Origin of the sequence: Paenibacillus sp. FSL H7-0350 (genome assembly GCF_038593195.1) — a bacterium.
In the GTDB taxonomy this organism is placed as follows: Bacteria; Bacillota; Bacilli; order Paenibacillales; family Paenibacillaceae; genus Paenibacillus_AQ.
On the sequence record NZ_CP151972.1, the window covers coordinates 838,875 to 865,039 of the forward strand.

At 49.0% G+C, this 26,165-nt stretch carries 25 protein-coding genes; 22 read left to right on the forward strand and 3 right to left on the reverse strand.

Annotated features, from left to right (window positions below):
* The first annotated feature begins 13 nt into the window (after positions 1–13).
* The 4 genes from NYE24_RS03880 (at position 14) to NYE24_RS03895 (ending at position 4,757) form a co-directional block, all read left to right on the forward strand.
* Entirely contained in the window at positions 14–1,261 is a 1,248-nt protein-coding gene (locus tag NYE24_RS03880) for a hypothetical protein (protein WP_342478090.1), read from the forward strand.
* Positions 1,262–1,384: 123 nt separating this feature from the next.
* Positions 1,385–3,247 (forward strand): beta-L-arabinofuranosidase domain-containing protein, encoded by a 1,863-nt coding sequence (locus tag NYE24_RS03885; RefSeq protein ID WP_036690837.1) that lies wholly within the window; start codon positions 1,385–1,387, stop codon positions 3,245–3,247.
* Positions 3,248–3,288: 41 nt separating this feature from the next.
* Positions 3,289–3,984, forward strand: coding sequence for a TetR/AcrR family transcriptional regulator (locus NYE24_RS03890; RefSeq protein ID WP_342478091.1), 696 nt, complete (start codon positions 3,289–3,291; stop codon positions 3,982–3,984).
* Between the two features lie 20 nt (positions 3,985–4,004).
* On the forward strand, positions 4,005–4,757 hold the full coding sequence (locus NYE24_RS03895; RefSeq protein WP_342478092.1) for a (S)-benzoin forming benzil reductase: 753 nt from the start codon (positions 4,005–4,007) through the stop codon (positions 4,755–4,757).
* 320 nt (positions 4,758–5,077) lie between these two features.
* Here NYE24_RS03895 and NYE24_RS03900 read toward each other — a convergent pair whose 3' ends face one another.
* Complete coding sequence (locus NYE24_RS03900; RefSeq protein WP_036690848.1) at positions 5,078–5,314, reverse strand: helix-turn-helix transcriptional regulator; 237 nt, start codon at positions 5,312–5,314, stop codon at positions 5,078–5,080.
* Between the two features lie 236 nt (positions 5,315–5,550).
* On the opposite strand from NYE24_RS03900, the gene NYE24_RS03905 reads away from it, so the two are divergent.
* The 7 genes from NYE24_RS03905 to NYE24_RS03935 all read left to right on the forward strand — a co-directional run bounded on the left by NYE24_RS03905 (position 5,551) and on the right by NYE24_RS03935 (position 11,389).
* A complete protein-coding gene (locus tag NYE24_RS03905) occupies positions 5,551–6,960 on the forward strand; it encodes a transcriptional regulator (RefSeq protein ID WP_342478093.1) in 1,410 nt (469 codons plus the stop codon).
* A 257-nt stretch (positions 6,961–7,217) separates the two neighbouring features.
* On the forward strand, positions 7,218–7,418 hold the full coding sequence (locus NYE24_RS03910) for an aspartyl-phosphate phosphatase Spo0E family protein (protein ID WP_342478094.1): 201 nt from the start codon (positions 7,218–7,220) through the stop codon (positions 7,416–7,418).
* Entirely contained in the window at positions 7,408–8,085 is a 678-nt protein-coding gene (locus NYE24_RS03915) for a response regulator transcription factor (protein ID WP_342478095.1), read from the forward strand. Before NYE24_RS03910 ends, NYE24_RS03915 begins: the two co-directional genes overlap by 11 nt.
* The gene (locus NYE24_RS03920; protein WP_342478096.1) at positions 8,082–9,092 is read left to right on the forward strand and encodes a HAMP domain-containing sensor histidine kinase; all 1,011 of its coding nucleotides are present in this window, start codon (positions 8,082–8,084) and stop codon (positions 9,090–9,092) included. The genes NYE24_RS03915 and NYE24_RS03920 overlap by 4 nt, the downstream gene beginning before the upstream one ends.
* Positions 9,093–9,183: 91 nt before the next feature.
* Positions 9,184–9,897 carry an ATP-binding cassette domain-containing protein gene (locus tag NYE24_RS03925; RefSeq protein WP_342478097.1) on the forward strand — a complete coding sequence of 238 codons (714 nt, stop codon included), beginning with the start codon at positions 9,184–9,186 and terminating at the stop codon, positions 9,895–9,897.
* Positions 9,894–10,643, forward strand: a complete 750-nt coding sequence (locus tag NYE24_RS03930) for an ABC transporter permease (RefSeq protein ID WP_342478098.1) — start codon at positions 9,894–9,896, stop codon at positions 10,641–10,643. The genes NYE24_RS03925 and NYE24_RS03930 overlap by 4 nt, the downstream gene beginning before the upstream one ends.
* The gene (locus tag NYE24_RS03935) at positions 10,640–11,389 is read left to right on the forward strand and encodes an ABC transporter permease (protein WP_341025353.1); all 750 of its coding nucleotides are present in this window, start codon (positions 10,640–10,642) and stop codon (positions 11,387–11,389) included. The genes NYE24_RS03930 and NYE24_RS03935 overlap by 4 nt, the downstream gene beginning before the upstream one ends.
* 9 nt (positions 11,390–11,398) lie before the next feature.
* On the opposite strand, the gene NYE24_RS03940 is transcribed toward NYE24_RS03935, so the two are convergent.
* Complete coding sequence (locus NYE24_RS03940) at positions 11,399–12,280, reverse strand: alpha/beta hydrolase (RefSeq protein WP_076153818.1); 882 nt, start codon at positions 12,278–12,280, stop codon at positions 11,399–11,401.
* Positions 12,281–12,381: 101 nt separating this feature from the next.
* Here NYE24_RS03940 and NYE24_RS03945 point away from each other — a divergent pair, with 101 nt between their 5' ends.
* Positions 12,382–12,909, forward strand: coding sequence for a LysR family transcriptional regulator (locus NYE24_RS03945; protein ID WP_342478099.1), 528 nt, complete (start codon positions 12,382–12,384; stop codon positions 12,907–12,909).
* Between the two features lie 15 nt (positions 12,910–12,924).
* Entirely contained in the window at positions 12,925–13,290 is a 366-nt protein-coding gene (locus NYE24_RS03950) for a LysR substrate-binding domain-containing protein (RefSeq protein ID WP_342479197.1), read from the forward strand.
* A gap of 74 nt (positions 13,291–13,364) precedes the next feature.
* Here NYE24_RS03950 and NYE24_RS03955 read toward each other — a convergent pair whose 3' ends face one another.
* Positions 13,365–14,000 (reverse strand): FMN-dependent NADH-azoreductase, encoded by a 636-nt coding sequence (locus NYE24_RS03955; protein WP_036690869.1) that lies wholly within the window; start codon positions 13,998–14,000, stop codon positions 13,365–13,367.
* Between the two features lie 242 nt (positions 14,001–14,242).
* On the opposite strand from NYE24_RS03955, the gene NYE24_RS03960 reads away from it, so the two are divergent.
* From NYE24_RS03960 to NYE24_RS04000, 9 genes are all read left to right on the forward strand, one after another.
* Positions 14,243–14,410, forward strand: a complete 168-nt coding sequence (locus tag NYE24_RS03960) for a hypothetical protein (protein WP_342478100.1) — start codon at positions 14,243–14,245, stop codon at positions 14,408–14,410.
* Between the two features lie 20 nt (positions 14,411–14,430).
* Positions 14,431–15,606: a peptide ABC transporter substrate-binding protein gene (locus NYE24_RS03965; protein ID WP_342478101.1), complete on the forward strand. Its 1,176-nt coding sequence runs from the start codon at positions 14,431–14,433 to the stop codon at positions 15,604–15,606.
* A 447-nt stretch (positions 15,607–16,053) separates the two neighbouring features.
* Positions 16,054–17,793 (forward strand): ABC transporter ATP-binding protein, encoded by a 1,740-nt coding sequence (locus tag NYE24_RS03970; RefSeq protein ID WP_051493157.1) that lies wholly within the window; start codon positions 16,054–16,056, stop codon positions 17,791–17,793.
* Positions 17,794–18,005: 212 nt separating this feature from the next.
* Complete coding sequence (locus NYE24_RS03975) at positions 18,006–19,898, forward strand: beta-glucoside-specific PTS transporter subunit IIABC (RefSeq protein WP_076153814.1); 1,893 nt, start codon at positions 18,006–18,008, stop codon at positions 19,896–19,898.
* A gap of 47 nt (positions 19,899–19,945) precedes the next feature.
* Positions 19,946–20,785 (forward strand): PRD domain-containing protein, encoded by an 840-nt coding sequence (locus NYE24_RS03980; RefSeq protein ID WP_036690877.1) that lies wholly within the window; start codon positions 19,946–19,948, stop codon positions 20,783–20,785.
* A 10-nt stretch (positions 20,786–20,795) separates the two neighbouring features.
* Positions 20,796–22,262 (forward strand): family 1 glycosylhydrolase, encoded by a 1,467-nt coding sequence (locus tag NYE24_RS03985; RefSeq protein WP_076153813.1) that lies wholly within the window; start codon positions 20,796–20,798, stop codon positions 22,260–22,262.
* A 161-nt stretch (positions 22,263–22,423) separates the two neighbouring features.
* A complete protein-coding gene (locus tag NYE24_RS03990) occupies positions 22,424–23,992 on the forward strand; it encodes a ClC family H(+)/Cl(-) exchange transporter (RefSeq protein ID WP_076153812.1) in 1,569 nt (522 codons plus the stop codon).
* Between the two features lie 209 nt (positions 23,993–24,201).
* On the forward strand, positions 24,202–25,038 hold the full coding sequence (locus NYE24_RS03995; RefSeq protein WP_076153811.1) for a class I SAM-dependent methyltransferase: 837 nt from the start codon (positions 24,202–24,204) through the stop codon (positions 25,036–25,038).
* A 113-nt stretch (positions 25,039–25,151) separates the two neighbouring features.
* On the forward strand, positions 25,152–26,162 hold the full coding sequence (locus NYE24_RS04000; RefSeq protein ID WP_342478102.1) for a hypothetical protein: 1,011 nt from the start codon (positions 25,152–25,154) through the stop codon (positions 26,160–26,162).
* Positions 26,163–26,165 lie beyond the last annotated feature (3 nt).

The following is a 26,165-nucleotide window of genomic DNA, read 5'->3' on the forward strand; positions in this document are numbered from 1 at the left end:
GAGGGAATGACTTATGAAACGTTATGCGATCACGTGTGCGCTTATTTTGTTGATAGTAGTTTCGCTTGGCACCTATTATGCGTTTGGAGCTGAATTGCGCCTGCCGGAATATCGGCTGCAGACCATAGAAGGAGACCCGTCCATAGCAGCCAAGTTAACGTTGTCGGGTAGTTATATCGGTGGCAAAGGCTCGTATCCCATTGAGGTGTCAATATCAGGCAGCAAGAGAATCGAGCGAACGTTCAGCGATCAATGGATGAGAGACAAAGGGCCGCTCGAACATATTTATTCCGATCTAAACGCGCTGTATGAAGATCATTCGGGGTTCATGAGAAGGAAGTCGGATGTTTATGGCTTTTACTCAGATCAAGACGTACTCATTTTTGCTAATGCTAGTTATGCTACACCGAAAGATTCGCTTCATGAGGGGACTATTCGTTGGAGTATAGATTCACTGGATTTGACAACTGGTGAGCAAACCCGTTACACGGATCAACAGCCCAGCTCTGCATTCTACGCTAATGTGATAGATGTACAGAAAATCGGATCTGAAGTGCATGTCCTCACCGAAGTCAGCAGAGAAAACCGTAACAATGAGGTCATTGATAAGGTGTTTGACATCGGGAGGGGAGAGCCCGTTCGCAGTGTCGAACTGCCATTAGGCGCACCATCCGGTACCGGGCAGGAGCTGCGAATAAGAAGTATACCCGAAGCAAAGCCGACTGTAGCTAACTCCCGGGTGTTGTTTGTGGTGACAGAGCAGAGTGAGGGCCAGTCTGGCAAAGCAGTCTCAACAAACGAAGTCACAATATTTACTGAAAAAACATTTGAGTATCGCTACGCTTCTGAAGACCTTAAGGAGTTGCCGCCCGTAACGGGGACCCTAAGAAACGAACCGGTTACTTCGACAACCCGTGTCCTGGAGGGAGACATATTCACCACCTTGCATATCTCGGATAAAGCAGTAACCGTAGACCGCTATGACCTGTCCTCCAACCTCGCTCATTCCCAAGTGACTATTGAGGCAAGTCAAATAGCCAAAGGGAGGATCAGTCAAGCACAGGTGGCGAATGGCCAGGTTTATCTGCTGCTGCAGACTGGTGACTATTTTAAGAATAAGAACATGCCTATCGCGGCAGTTGCCGATGCTGCTGACGGCCATATTCTCTACAAGGGCACGCCAGCAATCGTTAAAGCGAACGGAAGACCAGCTGATCAACTGGATGAGGTATCGTTTTTGAACATGTATATCACAAGATGATCGTTCACTGGCTACTCAGCAGTATGAATCAACTTTATATTCGTATCCATCATTGGATTAAGACGCAGGCTTCTTTATAATTTCATTGTGCAATCAATGTCATTCCATTAAGGGGCTGCAGCAATGAGAGAACTGAAGGGCAAACAGGTCATTCTTCAAGATCATGATTTGAAACGCAGAGAAGAGGCCAACCGCCGCTATCTGATGAAACTGACGAATGACAATCTCCTTTTTAACTATAAGGTGGAAGCTGGAAGATATGACGGCAGGGATATCCCGGAAGATGCACATGGGGGCTGGGAGACGCCGGTCTGCCAGATCCGCGGACATTTCCTGGGACACTGGCTGTCTGCGGCAGCGATCCGGTATCATGAGACCGGGGATCTGGAAATCAAGGTGAAGGCCGACCTTATCCTGGACGAGCTGGCTGAATGCCAGAAGGACAACGGAGGACAATGGGCCGCGCCGATTCCCGAGAAATATCTGCACTGGGTGGCACAAGGCAAGGCAATCTGGGCACCGCAATATAATATTCATAAGTTATTTATGGGTCTTGTCGATATGCATCATTTCACCGGGAGCCAGAAGGCGCTTGACATCGCGGACCGATTCGCCGACTGGTTCGTCGATTGGAGCAGTACCTTCACCAGAGAGAAGTTCGATGACATTCTGGATATGGAGACAGGCGGCATGCTGGAGGCTTGGGCCGATCTGCTGGAGCTTACCGGGAACGATAAATACAATATTTTGCTGGAAAGGTATTACCGCAGCAGATTGTTCCGTCCGTTACTCGAAAATAAAGATCCGCTGACTAACATGCACGCCAACACAACCATACCCGAGGTACTTGGCTGCGCCAGAGCTTACGAGGTCACCGGCGAACAGCGCTGGATGGATATTGTCACGGCTTACTGGAAATGTGCTGTAACTGAACGCGGAATGCTGGCCACAGGCGGCAACACAGCGGGTGAAGTGTGGATGCCAAAGATGAAGATCAAGGCCCGTCTCGGAGATAAGAACCAGGAGCATTGTACGGTATATAATATGATCCGTCTGGCCGAATTCCTTTTCCGGCACACCTCGAATCCGGCCTACGCGCAGTATATTGAATATAATATGTACAACGGGATTATGGCACAGGCCTATTACCAGGAATATCATCTGACCGGCAATAAGCACAGCGACCCCGCAACTGGGCTGCTCACCTACTTCCTGCCGATGAAGGCCGGGCTGCGCAAGGATTGGAGTACGGAGACGGATAGTTTCTTCTGCTGTCACGGAACAATGGTCCAGGCCAATGCGGCACTGAACAGAGGCATTTATTATCAGGAGCAGAACGATATCTATGTCTGCCAGTATTTCCGTTCGGAGCTGACCACCGAGATCCACGGAGAGAGCGTGCGGATTCAGCAATCCCAGGACCATATGAGCGGAAGCATGCTGAACTCCTCGAACACGGCAGGACAGCAGGAATTGAATGAGATTACTGCACTTCATGAGAACATGCCGGATTACAGAAAATATGACTTCACCGTTCATACCGGCTCTGCCAGCGAGTTTGCCGTCCATCTGCGGATTCCAGACTGGATCATGTCAGAAGCTGTGATCTATGTGAACGGCGAGCTGCACGGGAAGTCTGCGGATCACTCCGCCTTCTATACAATACTGCGGAACTGGCAGGACAGCGACCGGATCAGCATCATTCTTCCCGTAGGCATCCGCTTCATTCCTCTGCCCGACGATGAGCAGACCGGCGCGTTCCGCTATGGCCCGGAAGTGCTGGCCGGTATTACGGAGAATGAGCGGATTCTATACACTCCGTTAGCCGATGCAGCCGGTGAGATTATCATGGAGAACGAGCGGGAGTGGGGAAGCTGGCGTTACTTCTTCAAGACCACCCGTCAGGACCCGGGCATCCAGCTCCGAAGAATCCGCGATATCGGGTACGAGCCTTATCAGGTATATTTTCCGGTGAGAAACGAGTAGAAGTTAGAGCGGCCACCTGCATTCTTGCAGGTGGTTATTTTATGCGCAATTATTTTTTTGAACGATCGGTCGTTAAAATATTGACAGTTCATTACACTAATCCTTATAATGACATTAATTCAATAGAAGGGAGCCTGAGGGTTATTAAGAAAAAAGAGATTACATCCAGTTATATCATTCAGGCAGCATTTGAGCTTTTTGCTGAGTATGGAATAGAGAAAACGAGTTTGGGCTTGATTTCCAAAAAAGTGGGGATCACCAAATCCTCTATTTACTATCATTTTGCTACGAAAGAAGAGCTGATCAGCCGGACCTTTGAGCATATTTTCCGGGACCATAATTTTTCAGTATACTTTGATACGGAATCCGCCAATAAAGATAATTTTGCAGAAATATTAATCAGCGGCGGTCTAAAGATGCTGCCAAGCGGTGAGGAAGAGTATCGCTCCACATTAAGGGTGCTCAGTGAGTTTGCGATGCTGGCTGAACGGGATGAGCAATTTAGAGCTCCATTTTTGAGCATCCAACAAGATTTTGTACACGGTTTTGTTCAACTTATGTCCAAGGGCGTTGATTTCGGGCTAATTGCTTCTTCAACCGTCGAGGTTAATGCAGCGATTCTTGCCCTGCTTATAGATAATTTGTCCAGATGCAAGATGATGAAGATGGATCTCGAATATCAGATGATTTGGGAAGAGGCTGTCCGACGAATGATTCTTCGTGAAGATAACCAGTAACTTACAGGGGGCAGATACAATTGAAACATATTATTATTACAGGAACATCCAGAGGAATCGGCGAATCCCTCGCTAATCAATTAATCAACCCGGCCCATCATTTGATATGCATATCCAGAACGGCTAACGAAGGACTCCTGGCGCGTGCGAAGGAACTGGATTGTCAAATGGACTATTTCCATTATGATTTAACGGATATCAGTGGTATCGAGCAGCTTGTTGAAAATGTTTTCAGCCGAATTAAGCTTCGTTCCAGCGATGAAACCATCTATCTGATCAATAATGCCGCCATGTTGACTCCTGTAAGCCCGATTGAGCGGTTAGAAACGGAGCAGATCGTAGAGAACCTCCACTTGAATCTGTTAGCACCGATGGTGATTACCTCCAACTTTTTACGGCTTACTAAGCATATGAATGCGGACAAAAGAATCCTGAATATATCCTCAGCTTCTGCAAAGTACATACTACCTTCACAAAGCGCTTACAGTACTGCCAAAGCTGGCTTAGACTCTTTTACCAAGTGTATAGACATCGAACAGAAGCTGGCTACGTATCCGGCAAAAGCAGCAGCAGTATATCCCGGCATGATCGATACAAGCTTGCAATCGGAAATACGGTCCGTTTCCACTGAGCTGTTCCCCTATGTTAATGAATTCATTCAGCTATCTGAGGAAGGGAAACTGCAATCACCGGAATATACTGCGTCTAAATTAATTGAAATTCTTGTAAGTGAGGATTTCGGAAAGACTGTACTTATTGAAACCATCGATTAATGCTGAGAGAGGTGATGAACATCAGTCCATCCCGAAAGTTAAGTAGCTTCAACCAGCTTGACGATTTCATGACATCCGGCGGGTATATGGAAATCCCGGAGAATCGCTTACGGACGCTTCAGGAGCTTATAATTGACTGTCAAGCCAGCTACAGAAGTGAGCACGGCCTCAGCCTGGAATTTGAGTTCCGGCAATGCAGTTTAAAACAGCTACAGGAGAATTTATAAGGATTAATGCGTTGTATTGATAAAAGGTAAAGAAAAACCACCGTTGAAGGGCTATCCCTTATCCGGTGGTTTTTTGCAGACTGCCATGGAAATTCAATTGCCATTTTTTTGCGCATCTGCACGCTGATTAGAGTATTTCCATTCATCTACTTCACGGGGATCAATGCCACACAAATGACTGATTAGAAGCGCCAATGTAACGTTTGGGAGGACCACACCGTATTCAATATTCTGGTAGTTGCGCAAGGTGCATTTCATGGTGTCATTAATCTGATGTACGATGGATTCTTGGGTATATCCTGCGGCTTTACGTGCATCCTTTATCCTCAAAATGCAATATCTCCCTCAACTTTTCGGTATGTTTTTATGATAGGGGAGGAGACCCGTTAATTTAACGTTTTATAATACACGAAATATATTGTGTAAACTTTTTTTAAGGATATAATAATAGATGTAAACGGGTTAAATAGTAAAATATCCCTTTATATTGACCGCCGTTTGATTCAACCTTAGTATCAGCTATACGTATGCTTTTAATCCTATTATATGGAAGGAGGTATGTTGGTTTGGGATCGGTAAATTCTATCCGGGAAGAACTGCTCACATATATGAACAGAAATCAAATGATACATTCCCATTTTGCAGAGTTATCGGGTCTCAATTCAGGTACGCTCAGCCGGATCTTAAAAGGTAAACATCCAATCTCCATGGCACAGCTTGCTGCGATTACTGCTGGAATGAAGCTGCCGGAGGACTATTTTTTTGAAGACTACATCGAGGAATGCTTTTCTTTTGTAGTCTCCATGCGGCGGATACGGCCCTTTATTTTTCGCTCAGCTGAATTAGATCGTCTGGATTGCCTTGAACAGGTTGTGAACCGTCTGCTGGAGGATTTGTCTTATGCCTCTTTACTGTTTGAATTCGCTGAACTTTTGAATAGGGACAATAAACACCAAGCTGCAAGGATCCTGTATCGGGGTGTGAGCGAAGCCGAGAAGTATCAGCATTCCGAACGGTTAGCGTTATGCCAGTACCGGATATTTCGGATTGAAATAGAAGAACAGCACGATCTGGAAGAGAAATTACGCGCAGCTGCACAATTTGAGTTGTATGTAAACCGCTTAGACGCAGCCGATCAGCTCGATGCAATGAAACAGCTTATGCATATTTATGGTCTGGTACACAAGTGGAAGAGAGTGGACGAACTCGCTAAGGAAATGCACCGGATTGCATCCGTTCAAAATGAACTGGAAAACCGCCGGTCAGACACCCTAGAAGAAGGGTTGAAGCGTCCTGAGCGTCCTTTCTACTATTATATCCTGTATGCATACTTAGCCAGAACTACAGCCAGCGAAGCGTGCGGCGATTACGAGCGGGCCTTATCTTTTGTACAGCTATATGCAAATCCCGAGCGCTGGGTACAGGAGAACGATGAACAATCCCGGCAGATCATTACACAATTTACAGAATGGGCCGTTGCGAACACCTATCTGTACCGGTTAATGTCCGGAGAATTGGATGTCATACATGAGTATGCAGACTATATAGCGCTTCAAGAGAATGAAATATTTGTGGCAGTGCGTTATATCGTTCAAGCGGCGAATGTATTTAAGCTTAATGTGGACAGCATCTTAGAGCGGTTCGCGCCATACATAACCTATGAATCCAACAAGACAGAGTTAGGCGATTACAAACAGGCCATTCTGCAAGAGAGCTATGCGCAATTCCTCATCGAGCTGGCAATCTATCTTTTCAATCACAACAAGAGTAAGGAGCAGGCATTGAACACTGTGCTGAAAGGCTTGGAAATATCCATTTCCATGAATAGCAGCCAAAATATGCTTGCTTGTATGACACTTTTTGAGGAATATAGGGATTTCGCAGATCAGGAACTGCAGGAAAGATTCAAAAATCTATCAAGTGAGGTGTATCAGCTCCATGCGAAAAAAGATCTTATTCTTCTTGACGCTCTGTAGTATTTCAATTGTTATTTCAACGACGTTAACCTTGGTGACTACGATGGGACATGGCTGGGGGACTTAATCATTTTCGTAAAAATATACAAGGGTGCTCCTGATATCTCGGGGGCGCCTTTTTTATATGTTCCGGGGTCCCCGCAAAGTATCTGATTGAACGTCAAGCTAAAGCCTCACTTCGTGGGGTTATCTGTGCAATCAAATAGATATCCTATTATCTGTCATAAAACCCTAAGATAGCATAAAGGGAGGATTCTATGGTGAGTAGAGACATGCTCGTGCAAGTCCGGATTGAACGCGCCCGGAACCGGCTTCACATCCTGGCAGAGAAACATCATGATCTTCAGCATCCTGCGGTCCTTAAGCAATCCATGGTATTGGATGAATTGATTAACCAGTATAATATGAAGGGAGAGCAGCAGAGATTAATAGAGAGCAGGAAATCACTTGAGAACTAGCATACTTTATATTGAAGATAATGAGCAAATCGGCACTTGGGTCAAAGAGGAGCTGGAGCAGCGCGGATATTCGGTACAGTGGCTGCTGTCCGGTGAAGGAGCCGAGGCTGAGGTCACGCAGGTTGATGTCGTTATTCTGGATATCATGTTACCGGGCTTAGATGGATTCACTATAGGCAAAAGGTTAAAAAAGGCGGCACCCGCCGTTCCTGTACTGCTGTTGACCGCCCGAACCTCCGTTGACGATAAGGTAGAGGGCTTACAATTCGCAGATGACTATGTCACGAAGCCCTTCCATACCGATGAATTAGTGGCTAGGCTTGAGGTATTAATCCGCCGGAGCGGCGGAGTCTCCCCGGACCGTATTACACTGGGCACTCATATTGAAGTCGATTTGAAGCTCCAGACCCTCTATGACAAGCGCACAGAAGAAGAGATTATATTGACAGGGAAGCAGCATCAGATCCTGATGTATTTCCTGCGCCATCCGAATCAGGTTCTGCCGAAGGAACAGCTCTATGAAGCCGTCTGGGAGGAAGCCTATATCCCTGGCGACAAGACCTTACTGGTACATCTCCACCGGCTTCGGCAGAAGCTGGAGCGTGACCCGGAGACCCCGGAGATTATTGAGACGCTGAAGGGAATCGGCTACCGGGTGAAGCTATGAAGCAGCCCCGCTCCTTGTTCCGGCATTTTCTGAAGCTGCACTTTCTGTTTATCCTTCTTCCGCCCCTCACGCTGATCGTCTTATCATCGTTCTTCGGAACATCCGGGCCAGAAGCAAGGTTCAATACGCTGAACCTGTTTTACATTACAATACTTATGTTCACTGGTATTATTGTGGCGTTCGTTGTTCTATCCTGGCTGTTCTTCTGGAAACTCCGCAAACGTCTGACCCGCTTACAGGAAGCTATGTCCGCTACTCCCGCTGCTGCGGATTCGCGGCCTGAGCCTGTCCTGATTCAAAAGGACCGCATGGATGAAATAGACCAGTTGGGCGGTTCCTTCAACCGGATGATCCGGCAGCTGGAAGACAGCCGCAGGCGCGAGCAGGAAGAGGCCGGGCTGCGGCAACGGCTCATTGCCAACATGTCCCATGACCTGCGGACGCCGCTGACCATTATGCGGGGACATGTCACCAGGTTGAACAAAGAGCCCATGAGTCCAGAAGGACAGAATTCCTTAGCCGAGATCAATCAGACCATTACCCGTACCGGCGAGCTGATGGATGAATTGCTCTCGTATACCCTGCTTACTTCAGGAAAATATCCCTTCGTGCCTGCACCCACAGACATGGGGCGCCTGGTAAGAGCCTCGGTTGCTGCGTGGTATCCGGTTTTTGAAGAACATGACATTCAGGTTGATGTTGATCTACCCGCAGAAGAGACCTTCCACTGGACAGCAGATCCCCAATGGATGACCCGGGTGCTGGATAATCTGTTTCAGAATATCATCCGCCATGCAGCGGACGGGAAATATGCTTTCATCGCCGTGGATGTACAGCAGGAACGGATTCTTGTCGCTGACAGAGGCTTAGGGATGGATCATTCCGCATACGGCGGCGGGGCGGGAATAGGGCTGTCGACCGTAGAATACATGCTGAATACAATGAACCTGAAGGCTGAATTCAACTCCAGCGGGCAGGGGACGAGGGTAGTCATTGGCAGAATGTAACCTGAAGTTAACCCGGAAGTAAACGGCCTGCCCACCGGGATGTAACCTTGCATCTGTATACTTAGCACCATAACGAAAGGATGTGTTATGGTTGCTTACCATCAATAACTTAGTCAAACGCCGCGGCAAGGAGGAAATTCTATCCGGGATCACCTTCGAAGCCAAACCTGGAAGAGTCACGGGATTCCTAGGGCCGAACGGGGCTGGCAAAAGCTCTACACTCCGTATCCTGCTCGGACTGGATCATGCCACTTCCGGCAGCGCCTTGATTCAGGGCAAGCCCTTCGCAGAATTACAGCATCCGCTGCGAACCGTAGGTGCTGCACTGGATGGATCTGGAGCCCATCCGATGCGGACAGGACGGGCACACCTGCGCTGGATTGCTTCCGCCGCCGGACTCCCCCGCTCCCGTGTCGAGGAGGTGCTGGACATCGTTGGTCTTACTAAGGCAGCCGGCACTAGAGTCAAGCGATATTCTCTCGGCATGGGGAGAAGACTGGGGATCGCCGCAGCGCTGCTTGCAGAACCGGAGATTCTGATTCTGGACGAACCCGTGAACGGACTCGACCCGGAAGGTATCCGCTGGATTCGGACATTTCTGCGGCAACGGGCTGAGGCCGGGAATACGGTGCTGCTCTCCAGTCATCTTATGGGCGAGCTGGCCGAGACGGTGGACGATGTGGTGATCATTAAGCAGGGGAGAATCGTTGCGGATGGCACAATCGAAGAGGTGACCGGCAGGTACTCCACGCTGGAGCAGGCTTTCTTCGCTCTGACCTCGGGACAAGCGGGTGAGCTGCGATGAGAGCCGTTCATGCGGAATTGTCCAAGCTGTTCTCGCTGCCGGGCATCTGGCTGGCCTGCCTAATAGGAGTCTTGGGTCCTGCGGCTTTTGCCGCTCTGGACTGTATCGCGCAGAAGGAGGATATTCTGGCTGGTATTACCACCCGGCTGCCGGAAGTTGGTTTTCTTGGCTTAGGCTTCGGGGTACAGGGCGTCATTCTTCTGGGGGTGCTGGCGGTCAGCAGTGAGTATGCGGCAGAGAGCAGCGAGGCCGGACACGGACAGCAGATCATAACAAGCTTAATGGCGGTATCCTCCAGGCTTCAAGTGCTCTTGGCAAAAGCCGCAGCGGTGAGCCTAATCACCCTCCTGCTGTGCATCATGGCTATAGCGGCTATTGTGCCGGTAACGCGTCTGATTCTCGGAGAATTCGCCCCGGCCATGGAGTGGACCAGACTGGCCGGAGCCATGGGTTACTGGATGTTCACTGCGCTGATCGCCTTCAGCTTCACGGTTCTGACGAAGAACGGCATGATCCCGCTCACAGTGCTTATGATCAATTCATCGCTGGTATCCTTCAGTGTCCTGCTCGCCAAAGTGACAAAGCTGGCCTATTACTTACCGGACAGGGCGGGCATCGATATGTTCATGTCTATGAGCGATGCCTTTCACACCCCGCTCGCAGGCGGGCTGGTGATGCTGGCCTGGGTAGCCGTTCTTCTCGCCATCGCAGCGATTGTCTTCCATAGAAGGGATGTTGGTGCATGAATATCCCGGCTGGCAGGAAGTTCACAAGAATACTTGGTGCAGAATGGGGGAAGTTAGTCACCCTGCCCGCGGTATGGCTCATTCTGGCAGGGACATTCGTTGCTCAGTGCGTGGTGACTGCGGCTTATACTTCTGTGGCTCTGCAGGAAGGAGGTGGAACGTATACGATGCTGAATGCAGGACTGGCCTCCATGCGGTATCTTCAAGCAGGCTTCATGATGCTTGGAATAACAGCCACAGCTTCAGAGTACAAAGGAGGACAGATAAGGATGACGCTCACTGCACTCCCCTGGCGCGGGCTGCAATTGTCCGTGAAGCATCTGGCATTGGCCATGATCGCGGTGCCTGCGGCGTTTCTTATGGCCGGATCTGGTGTACTGTATGCCTTAACGATGCTCAGAGACACTTCCGCAGGCATTGAGCCAGATCTAATGGCCGCGAGCTTGGCAGGGGCCACGGGCTATTTAACCTTAACCGCTCTGCTGGGTGCAGCGGCAGGCGCTATTTTGCGAAGAACTGCTCCCGCCCTGGTGATCCTGCTTGGTTATTATTTCATTATTAGTCCATTGGCCGGAGCGTATCTGCCTGACTATCTTCCAGATGTAGCTGGTTATCACATGTATGCGCCGCCTTCCACCGATCCCCACAATGTCCTTACACGAATGCAAGGGACAGGCATATCCATATTATGGACAATGCTCTTCATAACAGCAGCGGTTGTGTTACACCGTAAGCGGGATGCTTAGATTTAGAACTCATCTTTGGATGATGTCTACAATTTGCTTCAAGGCTTTCTTGGCTTCAGGAATAGGGAACACCGGGAACACATGATTCATCTTCGGATACTCGTAATAATGGATGTTAACGGAATTCAGGGAGGCCAGCTCTCTGAATTTCCGGGCATCCGGCAGGAAGAATTCATGGGTCCCGATGAATAGCGTAATGGTTGCCAGATTCGTAAGTTTTCCATAGATGGGACTAACCAGATAGTGTGTCCCCGGAAGATCCCCTGCGTAGCTTTTCCCCGCTTCAACTAACGTTTCCCAGTCCAGCATGGGTTCTGCGTCCAGCATATCTGCGATTTCGGGATTGCTTAGAGTAATGTCAAGCCATGGAGACAACAGAATGATGTTGCCCGGCTGCGGCAAGCCTTGTTCAGACAGATATTGAGCGAAGGCCAGGGACAGCCCGCCGCCGGCGGAATCGCCCATAATCACGATATTCTCAGGCTTCCCGTTCTCCAGCAGATGCTTATAGACACTCAGAACACTCTGGACTGCATCCATCACCTGATAGTTCGGAGCCTTCGGATATACCGGTACATACACTGTGCAATTTAACTGCCGGGTAACCTTGTGCAAAAAATGCCAGTGCCATACCAACGGCTGTTCAACATATCCTCCGCCATGGATAAAGAGAATCTGCTTGGCGTCCGCCTGGGAAGCGGATTTCAGGATATAGGTGTCTACCGGAAAACGGTTGTCCTGGCTGATCTTATATTTGGACTGGAGCTTCACGGGCAATTCATAGGGTTGACTGTTTATCACTCGGCGCTGCTCCATGTACTCCCCGGCATTAATTTTCTTTTTATTCAGGGATAGCAGCCGCTCTACCAAGAAGCTTCGTATACTGCGCATGTTATCGACCTCCTTCCTTTAGAATACAGGATGATTATGATAAAATATATTTAAATATATTTTAGTTATCTAAACAAAAAATTAAGGATAGGACCGATCACATGAACATTTCACAGCTGCAATATTTGATGTCGGCGGCAAGTCTGGGCTCATTTACCAAAGCGGCCAGCGTACATCATCTGACAGTGCCGACCATCAGCCAGTCCATTAAGCAACTTGAGGATGAGATGGATACCGTTATTTTTCACCGCACCAAAAAGGGAGTTGCCCCCACCAAAGAAGGTGTGCTCATCCTGCAGCATGCGGCAGCTATCCTTAAAAATATTGAATCGATGCACACCGAATTATCCGGTCTTAAAGAAGAACATGTAGAGAGCATCACCATATCGACCATTCCCGGCCTGGTTCACCAGGTGGTTCAGGCCACGCTGGAGCTGATGATCAAGTCTCCGTTCCTGAAGGTGCAGATGATCGAAGGGGATACTGAAAGCGTCATGAAGCATGTGCAGGAGGGGGAGGCGAATATGGGGATACTCTCATACAGCCGCGCCCAGCAGAATGCTGTTTTTGAATGGCTGCCCCTTGTAGAAGGTACTGCTGTGTTAATCGTGAATGCCGCTTCTCCCTAGCGCTACTATTCAACTATCACCCCGGAGGATTTGAAGAATGAAGTGTTTGTACTCTACAAGGATGAGCATATCGGGAAGATCGCCCGCCATCTGATGTCTGCACATGCGTCGAACCGCATTGCGCTGGTAACCAACAATACAGATGCTTTATGCCAAATGGTCGTTAAAGCGAACGCGATTACCATCGCCCCGGACTTTATAGTGAATGCTTTATCTTCAGTCTACCATGAACACTTGGTTACTATTCCGTTACAGCAGCTTACGCTGGATCAGGCCATTCTGGGAAGAATCACCCGGGCCGGGGAACCGGTTCCAGCGAGAGTTGAAGAATTCACAGCTAAGCTAATAGGTTTTGTGGACCCTGGTTTGCCTGCTCCTTGACATCCTGCATTCCAAAAAAAACTCTGACTGCATACATGCAGATCAGAGTTTTTCTTTGTTCTCCATTCATATCCTTAGAAGGTTTGGGCAAGATCTTGTGCACGGCGGATGGCAGCTTCTTTAATCTCTTGCGCCTCAGCCGGAACTTGATTATGACCTTCAACGAACAGGCCTTCAAAGGAAGGGACGCCGAAGAAATTCATTATGACCTCAAGATGACGATGGCCCATTTCAAGCTCTGCTGTTGGTGATTCAGAGTAGAACCCGCCTCGTGCCTGAATGTGCAATGCTTTTTTGTCTGTCAACAGCCCTACAGGCCCTTGTTCCGTATATTGGAACGATTTCCCGGCCACCGAGACTGCATCAATATAAGCTTTCATGACAGGCGGGTAGGAGAAGTTCCAGAAAGGCGTTACAAATACATATTTATCTGCCTGAATAAATTGATCAGACAATTCAGCTAGACGCGTTACTTTGGCCTGTTCCTCTGTAGACAATTGGCTGAATTCTGTACCTGAACGGAGTTTTCCCCATCCGCTGAATATATCTGCATCAATATGAGGGATATGCTCTTTATACAAATCAACAGCCACGACTTCGTCCTGCGGATGTGCTTGCTTGTAGGATTCAATGAACGAGTTGCCGACAGCCATGCTGTAGGACTGTGTTTCATCATGCGGGTGAGCGGTGATATATAATACTTTAGCCATAATTAGTACCATCCTTTGTAATGTAGTTTTTGTCTTGTAACCATATTTGTTACATGTCATTTTATTAGTTACATGTCGTACATTTGTCAATACGAAATTATATTTTTACCTTAATGCAGCACATTCATCCGAAGGAACACATTCCGCTTATGAGCAGCTGACTAGTAATGTTCACTTAGTAAAATTTACCGGATATGCTAATATGGGAGGGAGTGACATTACATAGCTAAGGGGAAATTCAGATGAGAAAAGTTTGGTTAGCCACGCTCGTTATTCTGCTAACTGTGCTAGGGAGCGTGCCTGGCAGTGGTGTTGCTGCGGCGGCAGAGAAGCAGGTGCTGCGCATTGGTATGGATGAACTGCCGGTTCTGCTGGACCCGGCCAGCATTGAGGGCTTAGACCGGGACTGAAGGCAGGGAATATATTCAGAATGTACTATGTGGCCGGGGCAGAGAGCTATCATACCGGCAAGCTGAAGGATTTTGCCAAGGTTGGGGTGAAGGCCATCAATGACGATACCCTCCAGGTTACACTCAAGGGAAAATACGCTTATTTCCCTACACTTCTGGCGGAGCCCGAATATTATCCGGTGTCGCAGGAGGCAAAGGAAGCGGCAAGCATCTCCAATGGACCTTTTCAGTTGCAAGCACGGAGCAACATGGAGATCAAGCTGATTAAAAATCCTCATTATTACGATGCTGCGTCCATCCGTCTGAGCGAGGTTGATCTGCTGTCTCCGCTGGGCCTGAATTCGGAGAATGCGACAGCAGCCTTTGTCAACGGACAGGTAGATTGGGCGGGCGGCGGCAATACCATGATGGATTATAAATACAAGGATACAGTAGCAGAGAATTACTACTTGCAAGCACCTTATGCCTCCACCTACTATTATCAGTTCAATCTGGGGCAGAAGCCCTTTAGCAACATCAATATCCGCAAGGCGCTATCCCTGGCCGTGGACCGGAAAGCTCTGCGAATGGCCATACCCGCTTACGGATTCGTACCCTCGCCTATCTTTGGCTCCAGAGCACAGTACCGTACAGAGGTTAGCGATGCAGCTTACTATAGGGAGAATCTGAGTAAAGCCAAGGAGCTGCTGGCCAAAGGACTGGGGCAAGAGGGACTGAGTAAGATGCCGCCATTCACGGTCCTTGTCAATGAGGGGGACGACCATGCTGCATTGGTGAAAAGGCTCGTCAAGCAATGGAATGATAAGCTCGGCGTAACCACCACCATTAAGGTGCAGAGCTGGCAGGCTGTCCTGGCCAGCCGGCAAAGCGGCAGCTTCCAGGTAGCCCGTGCAGGCTGGTCCGCAGATTACAACGATCCGGCGGCGTTCCTGAATTACTTCCGGACGGATAGCGCCGACAACGACTCCGGCTGGTCGAATAAGCGGTATGATGAATTCATTAAGCAGGCTGAGCAGACCCTCGACTCCGCGAAGCGGGTTCAGCTGTATGCCAAGGCAGAGAAGCTGCTGATGAGTGAAGCGGTCATGCTTCCGTCGCATAACTATGTGGCCGATATTCTGCGCAATCCCCTGATTGCCGGTGTGTACATCGATTATGACGGTTCCATCGCCTTCAGCCGGGGGTATTGGAAGTAATTCTGCAATCATTCATAATCATTCATATTGTTAGTCAGAAGCCAGCGATTCCTAGCGGACGCTGGCCTATTTGGTTGTTTAGGAAATCCTGCAAAAAGTGCAACAATCCTGCCACGTAGAAGCGGTCTATGCTGAAATCCTGCAAAAAATGCAACAAATCCAGCACTAACGTGCTCTAAATACTGAAATTTGTGCAAATAATGCAACAATGTAGCGTAACCCGTAACCTTTTCGGTAGGAATCCTGCCAAAAGTGCAACAATGCTGCTCCTTACAAGCGGCCGGTGAGAGAAGGCACCCGCACCCTTCATCCGCAGGGTAATTTTGTTCCGTTTTGATAATCCTATAATCTGACAGGTATTCACCTATTATTAGACGGGTTAATTTCATTTTCCCGATCCGTTATGATTACATAAGCTCTGCTCTTTGAAGGAGGTTTTGCAGGCTTATGAATCCGACCCGGGTATTGATTAAGGAGATATTGTCTAATAGTAAGGGAATTCTTGTTATGATCCTACTCTTCAATATTTTAGCCGCATTTGTCTCGACTCTTCAGCCACGCCTGTTCAAAGACCTGTTCGACGACATCCTGCCAGACAAGCAGATCGGTACGGCTGCATTCTATATGCTTTTGCTAATTCTAATTCCCGTTATTTACGCCGCCTTGAACAGCGTCACCTCGTATTACAATAATGAGCTTGGCAACCATTTATCCAAGAATCTGCGCCTGCGGCTGTTCTCTGACGTACTCCAGACCCGGCCAAGAAACGTGGACAGCATTGGCAAGGGGGAAATCATTAACCGGATCACCTTGCAGGTGGGGATGCTGTGTGAAATTTTCGTGGTAGACACCCTGATGTCTATGGTCTCGAATGCTATTCTACTGATCGCTACCCTGTGGATCATGTTCTCAATGAGTGCCGAGCTTACACTCGCGGCCATATTCTCATTTCCTCTATGTATGTACGGCTTCAAGCGCTTCAGGAGCAAGACGGAGCGCCTGGATAAGCAGTATCATGGTATTTTGGATAAGGGCATCAATTATTTGAATGATTTGTTCACGAATCTGAAGGCGGTCCACAGATGTAACGGACATCAGGTTGAGCAAAAGCGCTGGAGGGAGTGGAATGACGAGGCGTGGAAGATATCCCGGCAGTCCAGGCTATTTCATCATGTGGTGTTAAACCTGGTCGCGGATACGGTCATTTCCATCATTACAGGCATCATTTACGGCTATAGTCTGTTCCTGATACTGAAAGGGCACATCTCACCAGGCACATTGCTGGCCTTCATTGTAATTCTTCCAAGGCTGTATAGCATATTCAAATCGCTGTTTACGCTGAACATCGATAGGAGCCGCATGACGGTCATTATTAATAACCTGAATGATATCCTTGAACTGGAGAAAATTTCATCGGGAGCTACAGCTCCCGACTATCACCGTGTCCCCCTCCTGCAGATGAGGAATGTCTCGTACCGGTATGCTCCGGCAGATTCTTTTGGGATCACCGGCTTTACTTTGGACATTCAGCCCGGAGCCTTCGTGGGGATTGTTGGATTAAGCGGCTCAGGGAAATCTACGATATTCGAGCTGATCCACAGGTTTATTGAGCCGGATGAAGGGGAGATCTGCCTGGACGGGGTCTCGATCCGAGAACTGGACATACATGAACTAAGACGATATGTTGGCTATTCCCCGCAGAAGGGAGTGTTATGGAATAAGTCCATTCTGGACAACATCATTTATCCTCTGCAAAAGGAAGACATGAACGAAGAGACATGGCGCAAATTCAATGCTGCTGTTAACCTTGCCCATGTGAATTCATTCGTACAAGCCATGCCAGAAGGGTATGACAAGCAGGTAGAGAACCATGGAGACAATCTCTCCGGCGGCGAGGTCCAGCGGATTCTATTAGCACGGGCATTCATGAGTGAACCCCGGATTCTCATGCTGGATGAATACACCTCTGCCCTGGACGCCTTAACGGAGAGTGACCTGAACGATACCTTGCTGAGCCTAAAGGGGAAGCAGACGATCCTGGTGATCGCACACCGGCTGTCCACTGTCAAGAATGCAGATGTGATCCTGGTCGTCGATAAGGGCCGTATTGCAGAGCAGGGCAGTCCGGTTGAATTACTGGCACAACAGGGAATGTATTACAAGATGGTGGAGAAGCAGAAAATTTAGTGTTGTCTTTTTCATCCCGACATGTTAAAGTGGCAATGTAAACGGTTAATTGATTTTTTATTTCCGGAAAAACAAAAAATTAATTTCATATCATCCAATTACAGCGTGTTACTGTTCGGCAGGCAAGGCTTGAATTGGGTGGGAATGCTTGATATTCCTACCCGATTTGGGCCTTTTTTTATGCTCCTATTTCCTAATGTGAGGTGTTCAGCATGGACTACAAACAAACCGCGAAGACTATTTTCGACAAAGTGGGCGGGAATGATAATATCAATGAAGTCATTCACTGTTCTACCCGTCTGCGTATGAATCTTAAGCATCCGAAAGAAGCCAAAACCGATGAAATCAAATCTATAGACGGCATCATGGGAGCCGTATACAGCGGCGGCCAATACCAGGTGATTGTTGGTAACGATGTCGGTTATGTGTACAATGAATTGATTAAACTACTAGATACGAAGAAGAAGCCAGCCCAGGAGGAACCGAAGAAAAGAGACCTGAGCTTCAAAGGACTGTTCGACAGCTTCGCGGGAATCATCACCGGGATTTTCCAGCCGATCATTCCGGCGATTGCCGCCTCAGGGATGCTGAAGGCATTGCTGCTGCTCAGCACCTCGCTGAACCTGCTGACCAAGGAGAGCCAGCTCTACCTGCTGCTCAGCTTCATTGCAGACGCCGCATTCTACTTCTTGCCGGTGCTGCTGGCCTTCTCCAGCTCCCAGAAGTTCAAAACCAACCCGTACATCTCGGTTACTCTGGCCGGAGTGCTCTTGCATCCTAAATTAATCGCCTTGCTGGCAGGTGAAGTGCCTGTCCAGTTCGCCGGACTGCCGGTGCCGAATGTCTCGTATGCTTCAAGCGTCATTCCGATTATCCTGACAGTCTGGCTGATGTCTTATGTGGAACGGTTTGCCGAGAAGGTATCGCCGGGACCCGTCAAGATCTTCCTGAAGCCCATGATTATCATTCTGGTGATGGCTCCACTTGCATTAGTGGTATTAGGACCACTTGGAAATTACTTGGGTCAAGGCTTGTCCGACGGGCTGTTCTGGATTCAAGGGAAGTTCGGCTGGCTGACGGTTGTGATATTATCGGTCATTCTCCCGTTCATTGTCATGTTCGGAATGCACAAAGTCTTCTACCCGGTCATTTTTGCCGCTATGGTGTCGCCAGGTTATGAAACACTGATTCACAGTGCCATGCTCTCCTCCAATATTGCACAAGGCGCAGGTGCTTTGGCGGTATGGTTCCTGGCTAAGGATAAGAAGCTGAAGCAGATCGCTTTACCAGCAGGGATCTCCGGATTGTTCGGGATCTCAGAGCCGGCATTATACGGAATACATCTTAAGCTGAAAAGAACCATGGTCGCCTGTATGATCGGGGCCGGTTCGGCCGGACTGTTCGCCGGGATCGTCAATCTGAAGGCTTACGCTGCTGTGGGTCCGGGTATCGCTTCACTGCCGATGTTTATCGGAGAAAAGAACAACTTCATGTACGCCCTGATTACGCTGGGGATCTCCCTGGTCGTTACACCAATTGCGGTGTACTTCATCGGGTTCAAAGAGGACACAGACGGACAGCAGCCAGCAGCTGCCGTAACGAAATCCGCCGATGTACCAGCAGCTCCGCAGGAACCCGGAAGACCACAATCCCGGATGGTTATCTTCGCACCGATTGAGGGAGAAGCCATTCCTTTGAGAGAGGTTAAGGATGAAGCCTTCGCACAGGAGGCGATGGGCAAAGGGATGGCTATTAAGCCAAGCAAGGGCGAGGTTGTAGCCCCGTTCGACGGAACCGTAGAGACTGTATTCAGAACGAAGCATTCCATTGGTCTGAAATCGGTGGAGGGAGTAGAAATCCTCATTCATGTGGGGCTGGATACCGTCAAGCTTAAGGGGAAGCACTTCAATGTTGTGGTGCAGGAAGGTGATACGATCAAGCATGGACAACTACTTATTGAATTCGATATGCAGGCGATTGAGGAAGCCGGATTCGATATGACTACGCCAGTGATCGTCACCAATACTCCGGATTACCTGGAGATTCTCGGACATGAATACAGCGCGAAGATCGGACCGGAGATGCCGTTAATTACCGTTTTATAAGACATTATCGGGTCTAAGATGCCCTGGAGAACGTGAGGTATAGGTCGATGAGAGTAGTGAAAATTCTCAATGTAAACATAGTTCTGGCCGACCGCGAGGATGGCAAGGAAGTCATCGTGATGGGGAAGGGAATCGGCTTCAAAAGCAAGCCGGGGGATACCGTTAATGAGCACGAGATCGAGAAGGTCTACATCGTCGAGAACAAGGACATGGCTTCCGATATGACCGCCTTAATGCGCGAGACCCCCAAGGAATACCTGATTCTGGCCGATGAGATCATATCGTATGCAAAAGGCGTTCTATCCAGGCATCTTAGCGAGAACCTCTATGTATCTCTGACCGATCACTTATATATGGCAACCAAACGCTTCAAGTCCAATATAACGATCCAGAACCGGATGCGGTGGGAGGTTCAGAAGTTCTACCCGCGTGAATATCAGATCGGGCTGCAGGCGCTGGAGATGATCAGGGACAAGATCGGAATCTCTCTGCCGGAAGAGGAAGCAGCGAACATCGCCTTTCATCTGGTGAATGCCCAGCAGACCGAGGACAACATGAGCCAGGTGCTGATGATGACCAAGACGGTTAACGATATTTTGAATATTATCAAAATCCATTACGGTGTTGATTTTGACACGATGAGCATTAACTATTCACGTTTTTTGACTCATCTGCAGTTTTTTGTGCAGCGCCTGATCGAGAACAAGATGCTTGAATCGCAAGACAGCGAGCTGCTTGACCAGATATCTAATAAATACCCGGAAGAAGGAAAGTGTGTATCATCCATTAATACCTACATTGGAGCCAGGTTTCACCGGTTCATGTCGAGTGAGGAGATGCTCTATCTGATTATCCATATCAGCCGGGTGATGAATAGAAAAGAATAGTGGAGGGGTCATATTGAGTACACAGCGGATTTTTCCGGACGGATTCTTATGGGGCGGTGCCATCGCTGCCAATCAGGCAGAGGGTGCCTGGGACGTAGACGGCAAAGGGCTGTCCACGGCAGACATGGCTACTTACAAGAGAAACCTGGGCAAAGGTGATTATAAAAAGCATAATGCGGTAAGCGATGCGCAGTTGAAGAAAGCCATGGAAGACAAGTCTGACCAGGATTATCCCAAAAGAAGAGGCATAGACTTCTATCACCGGTACCCTGAGGATTTGGACTACATGCAGGAAATGGGCCTCCGGACCTTGCGGCTCTCCATCGCCTGGACACGCATCTATCCAAATGGTGATGAAACAGTGCCTAATGAGGCGGGCCTGGCATTCTATGACCGGCTGTTCGATGAAATGCTGGGGCGCGGTATCGAGCCGCTGGTAACCCTGTCGCATTATGAAATGCCTATGAATCTGGTGAACCAGTACGGCGGCTGGACCTCCCGCGAGGTGGTCGATTTCTTCGTGCGCTACTGCACCACCGTCTTTGACCGTTACAAGGACAAGGTGAAGTATTGGATTACCTTCAATGAGATTGACGGGATTGTCCGCCATCCGTTCACGAACGGGGGAATTGTGCCAGACCGGTTCGGAGAAGCGGAGCAGGTGGAGCAGGCAGTCTATCAGGCGCTGCATCATCAATTTGTGGCCAGCGCGCTTGCGGTGAAGCATTGTCATGAGATGATCCCAGGCGCACAGATCGGCTGTATGCTCACAAGCCTGCTGCATTACCCGCATACCTGTAATCCGCAGGATGTGCTCGCGGCGCATAAGAATAATGAATTCAACCTGTTCTTCACCGATGTTCAGGTTCGCGGGGCTTATCCGGGATATATTCAGCGCTTCTTCAAGGATAAGGGAATAGACATTGTGAAGGCCGAAGGGGACGATCTGGTGCTACGCGATCATACCGCAGATTTCATCTCCTTCAGTTATTACAATTCCTTCGTGGCCAGTGCGGAGAGTGAAGGTCTGGAGAAGGTCAGCGGAAATACGATGGGCGGCATCAAAAATCCTTACCTCCCTCTTAGCGAATGGGGCTGGCAGATTGATCCGATCGGACTAAGGCTGACGATGAATAATCTGTACAACCGGTATCAGATTCCGCTGTATGTGGTAGAGAACGGAATAGGTGCCTACGATAAGGTAGAGGAAGACGGTGCCATTCATGACCCCTACCGGATTGAATACCTTCGCGCCCATATCGAACAGATGCATGAAGCCATCCTGGACGGGATAGAGGTTATAGGCTATACCGCCTGGGGAATCATTGACCTGATCAGCTACTCCTCCTCTGAGATGGAGAAGCGGTATGGACTGATCCATGTGGATCAGGATAATGACGGAAATGGCACACTGGAGCGCAGACGGAAGGACAGCTTTTATTGGTATAAGGATGTAATCCAGAATAATGGCCTGTAAGCTGCTTTCAGCGCAATACGGCGTTATAGCCTAATATAGATAACCGGAAAAGCCTGCTGACAGCAGGCTTTTTTTGACTCGCGCCACAAAAATCATGGATTTTATAAGCTCATACTGTTACCATATTAGCTATGTCAAAAAAAGAAAAGAAGGTACTTGCATTGAATCAGCATTCAATCCGCAAACAGCTGGATACTTGGTTTGATTTCAAATTCCGGCTTTTGGCAGGCGGTATAGCCATAGGCATACTATCAGGTACGGTGGTTGTCATGTTCCGCTTCGTGCTGGAGGAGTCACTTAAGCAATCTTTAATCTTTTATCAGTATCAGAGAAATCATCTATGGGTGGTCCCATTATGGCTGGCGGTTCTGGTTCTGGCCGGCTGGTGTACGGGAATGCTTGTTAAGAAGCAGCCCGGCATTTCGGGAAGCGGCATTCCTCAGGTGAAGGCGGTGCTCCAGAACCGGCTCCAGCTTAACTGGTGGAAGGCGGTCACCGCCAAATTCGTTGGCGGCGCGGTCAGCATCGGAGCCGGCCTCTCTCTGGGACGGGAAGGACCTTCGATTCAGATCGGTGCTCTGATGGCCGAAGGCTTCAGCCGGGTGTTCCACAAGTCTAAGACGGAGGCACATATCCTGATTACCTGCGGAGCCAGCGCGGGACTTGCAGCCGCCTTCAATGCGCCTATCGCGGGCGTTATTTTCGCCCTGGAAGAAGTGCACATGAATTTCTCCCCGCTGATTATGATCTCCGCCTTAACCTCGTCGCTGGTGGCTGATTTTATATCCAAAGAGTTCTTCGGACTCGCCCCCGTGTTCAACTTCTCAGGGATGGGATCACTGCCGCTGTCCAGTTATTATCATCTGGTGCTGCTGGGGATGTTGGTTGGCATTTCAGGCATCGGCTTTAATAAGGGCCTATACTTGTTCCAGGATCTGTACGCCAGAGTGAAGTGGATTCCGGCACAAGCCCGGCCGGTAGTTCCCTTCGTGCTGGCCGGTGTGCTTGGACTGACATTCCCTGCAGTTCTGGGGGGAGGAAACGGCGTAATCAACGATTTGGTCGAAAGCCCCTATCCTATAAAGGTATTGCTGCTTCTGCTGGTTGTGAAATTCCTGTTCACCCTCGTCAGTTACGGTTCATCTGCACCCGGAGGGATCTTCCTGCCAATGCTTGTTCTCGGAGGGCTAATAGGCACCCTATACTGTCAAATTGCCAACGGCCTGCTGGGAGGACATTCGCTGGATGAGGGTTATTTGCTGATTGCCGCCATGGCCGGCCTGCTGACGGCAAGCTTGAAGGCTCCGATCACCGGCATCATTCTGATTACGGAAATGACCGGCTCCTTTACGAACCTGCTGCCGATCGGTATTGTATGTCTCACTGCTTATATGACGGCCGAATGGTTCCGTTCCTTGCCCGTCTATGAAGTGCTGTTGGAGAGATTCCTGCACGGGAAGGACGCTGTGGATCATGCAGAAATAAATAAAATCATTCTGGAGATCCCTGTGCATCAAGGCTCGATGCTGGACGGAACCGGCATAGGCCAATACCAATGGCCGGACTATTGCCTGATCGTATCCGTCAAAAGGGGAACTGACGAAATCATTCCTACCGGAAGCCTCGTGCTTCAGGCAGGGGATACCCTGGTCATTCTGACCAACGACAGCCATTCCCCGATTATTCTGGATACCGTTCGGCAAGTGGCCCATGTCAGTTCCCTGGTATAGCTCTAGTAGTAACTTCGATAATCATCCGGCTGATCGGTCTGGGAAATTTAGGATGCCAAATGGAACGAGGCCTAGTATAATAGATGAAGACGGATTCCAAGGAGGAGGTGGTTGTATGAGTGCAGGCGATATTAGCGATATTAGCGACATTAGCGACATTAGCGGTATTACTCCGATGTTCCAATTGAATATGAAAAGGAGAGGCTTTCATGAGTTACAACCCCGAAATCCCGAGAACCCGGTACGACAACTATAGTGACCGTGAATGGACACGGCTTACGAAGGATGGGCCAGGCGAGCTTTTGTATCAGGTGCATCTGGATATTCTTCAGCGTTACACTAAGAGTGCAGATAGAGTGCTGGAGATTGGTGCAGGTTCAGGCAGGTATACTAAGGACCTGGTGACCATGTGTTCTGAGTTGACCGTTGCTGATCTGTCGAGCCATCAGATAGAATTCAACAAGTCCAAAATGCAAGAGCTGTCCCTGGCGGACAAAATCAAGGCATACCATGTACTAGATGTGCTGGATATGAGCGTGTTTGAAGAGGGTACGTTCGACACTGTGGTATGTATCGGCGGTGTCATTAACTATCTCTTGGACAGAGAGACGGATGGCATCCGGGAGCTCCTGAGAGTACTGAAGCCGGGCGGGATATTGATCCTGGGATCGATGAGCTTCATCGGCGCTTCCATGTATTATCTGGATGGCATCCGGTATGAGAAAGACCTGTTCGGCATTGAGGCTACCAAGTGGATCATGAACACAGGGATTCAAGATGAAGAGCATTATCCCGTTCCCAGCAAGCATTACGTCCATATGATGAGAAGTTCTGAATTAGATGCTTTATTTGCCCAGTTTCCGGTTAATATTCTGGAGAGAAGCTCTGCCGGACTATATACGCAAGCTGGAGACGCTGCCTTGGAGAATGCCCGGGGTGACCAGGAATTCTGGAAGCTGATTGTCGAACATGAAATTGCGTTCACCAAATTACCCGGCACGCTAGATTGTGGAATGAATCTCATCTATGTGGTGCGCAAGTTATGAGGTAGCCGCTCAATAAGTATGACTTAGTCTTAATCCCGTCTGCCACAAACAGGCGGGACTTTTTATATCCGAAGGAACGGGGGATCACGGGAATGGGAGTATGGACTAACTCCATGAATGGAGCACCTTGGACAAGAGGTACAATGGATCAGGCGGTGAAAGCGCTTAGACAGCGGGCGCTTATTTCGTATGTCATCGATGTGGACAAGCTTCAGGATCTGCAGGAATTAGATCAGCATGTATTTGCCGAACGCCCGGATCTGGTCTTGTCGATTAACCAAGCGGACAAGAAAGTGCGCTATCCGGAGGAATTGCTGCAGACCCTAGCGGAACTGCAGCACATCACAGCCATGGAGTTGAATCTGTTTCATAGTGTGGATCTGAGTGTACTTGGTAAGTTAGCGCGGCTGCAGTTTTTATCCATTTCGGCCAAAAAGCCAATTGACCTAAGCTTCCTCGCAAGCTTCAAGCAGCTGCAATATCTCTCGGTGCATGGGCAATTTAAGGACTTAACGCCGATAGGTGATGCTTCCAGCCTGGATACCTTAATCTTGCGGACTACGATTCATGAGCTGGAATTTGTCCGCCGGTTGCCGAAGCTGCTGTGCCTCTTCATTCATGACTCCATCTTGAAAGGGTCACTGGATGCGCTTGCAGATTCTACAGTCCCCATGCTGAGTCTGGCGGCTATCCGTCACTTAACAGAGATAGATGCCCTGGAGTCCATGAGCAACCTTACATACCTGAACTTATCCTTGCCGAAGCTGGAGGCTCTGTGTGACTTTTCGAATATGCCGGGGCTCATACAGCTTGAACTCGATCAGATGAAGTCCCTGGATGACATTGCCCCTTTATGGACCGCAACGCAGCTTGAAATGTTACAGCTAAGAGAGATTTCTGCAGCCGTGACTGCGAAGGAGTTAGAGCCTTTGACCGCAATGAAGCATCTGAAGCAGGTGGACTTCCAGTTCCTTGATCTCAAAAAAGGAAGGATCGCAGCCTTACGTGATTCGTTTGCCCAGGCAGGCAAGAGCCACCTGTTGTATGAGAATATCGCCGAAGCTCAGCGAATCCAGCCCATGTCGTTAGTGCATTTACGCAAGCATATAGGATCAGTTCAATAAGTT

Coding starts and splice junctions, on each gene's coding strand:
- NYE24_RS03880 (WP_342478090.1), top strand. CDS start 14: ATGAAACGTTATGCGATCACGTGTGCGCTTATTTTGTTGATAGTAGTT.
- NYE24_RS03885 (WP_036690837.1), top strand. CDS start 1,385: ATGAGAGAACTGAAGGGCAAACAGGTCATTCTTCAAGATCATGATTTG.
- NYE24_RS03890 (WP_342478091.1), top strand. CDS start 3,289: ATGCGCAATTATTTTTTTGAACGATCGGTCGTTAAAATATTGACAGTT.
- NYE24_RS03910 (WP_342478094.1), top strand. CDS start 7,218: ATGGTGAGTAGAGACATGCTCGTGCAAGTCCGGATTGAACGCGCCCGG.
- NYE24_RS03920 (WP_342478096.1), top strand. CDS start 8,082: ATGAAGCAGCCCCGCTCCTTGTTCCGGCATTTTCTGAAGCTGCACTTT.
- NYE24_RS03930 (WP_342478098.1), top strand. CDS start 9,894: ATGAGAGCCGTTCATGCGGAATTGTCCAAGCTGTTCTCGCTGCCGGGC.
- NYE24_RS03935 (WP_341025353.1), top strand. CDS start 10,640: ATGAATATCCCGGCTGGCAGGAAGTTCACAAGAATACTTGGTGCAGAA.
- NYE24_RS03940 (WP_076153818.1), bottom strand. CDS start 12,280: ATGCGCAGTATACGAAGCTTCTTGGTAGAGCGGCTGCTATCCCTGAAT.
- NYE24_RS03945 (WP_342478099.1), top strand. CDS start 12,382: ATGAACATTTCACAGCTGCAATATTTGATGTCGGCGGCAAGTCTGGGC.
- NYE24_RS03955 (WP_036690869.1), bottom strand. CDS start 14,000: ATGGCTAAAGTATTATATATCACCGCTCACCCGCATGATGAAACACAG.
- NYE24_RS03960 (WP_342478100.1), top strand. CDS start 14,243: ATGAGAAAAGTTTGGTTAGCCACGCTCGTTATTCTGCTAACTGTGCTA.
- NYE24_RS03965 (WP_342478101.1), top strand. CDS start 14,431: ATGTACTATGTGGCCGGGGCAGAGAGCTATCATACCGGCAAGCTGAAG.
- NYE24_RS03970 (WP_051493157.1), top strand. CDS start 16,054: ATGAATCCGACCCGGGTATTGATTAAGGAGATATTGTCTAATAGTAAG.
- NYE24_RS03975 (WP_076153814.1), top strand. CDS start 18,006: ATGGACTACAAACAAACCGCGAAGACTATTTTCGACAAAGTGGGCGGG.
- NYE24_RS03980 (WP_036690877.1), top strand. CDS start 19,946: ATGAGAGTAGTGAAAATTCTCAATGTAAACATAGTTCTGGCCGACCGC.
- NYE24_RS03995 (WP_076153811.1), top strand. CDS start 24,202: ATGAGTTACAACCCCGAAATCCCGAGAACCCGGTACGACAACTATAGT.
- NYE24_RS04000 (WP_342478102.1), top strand. CDS start 25,152: ATGAATGGAGCACCTTGGACAAGAGGTACAATGGATCAGGCGGTGAAA.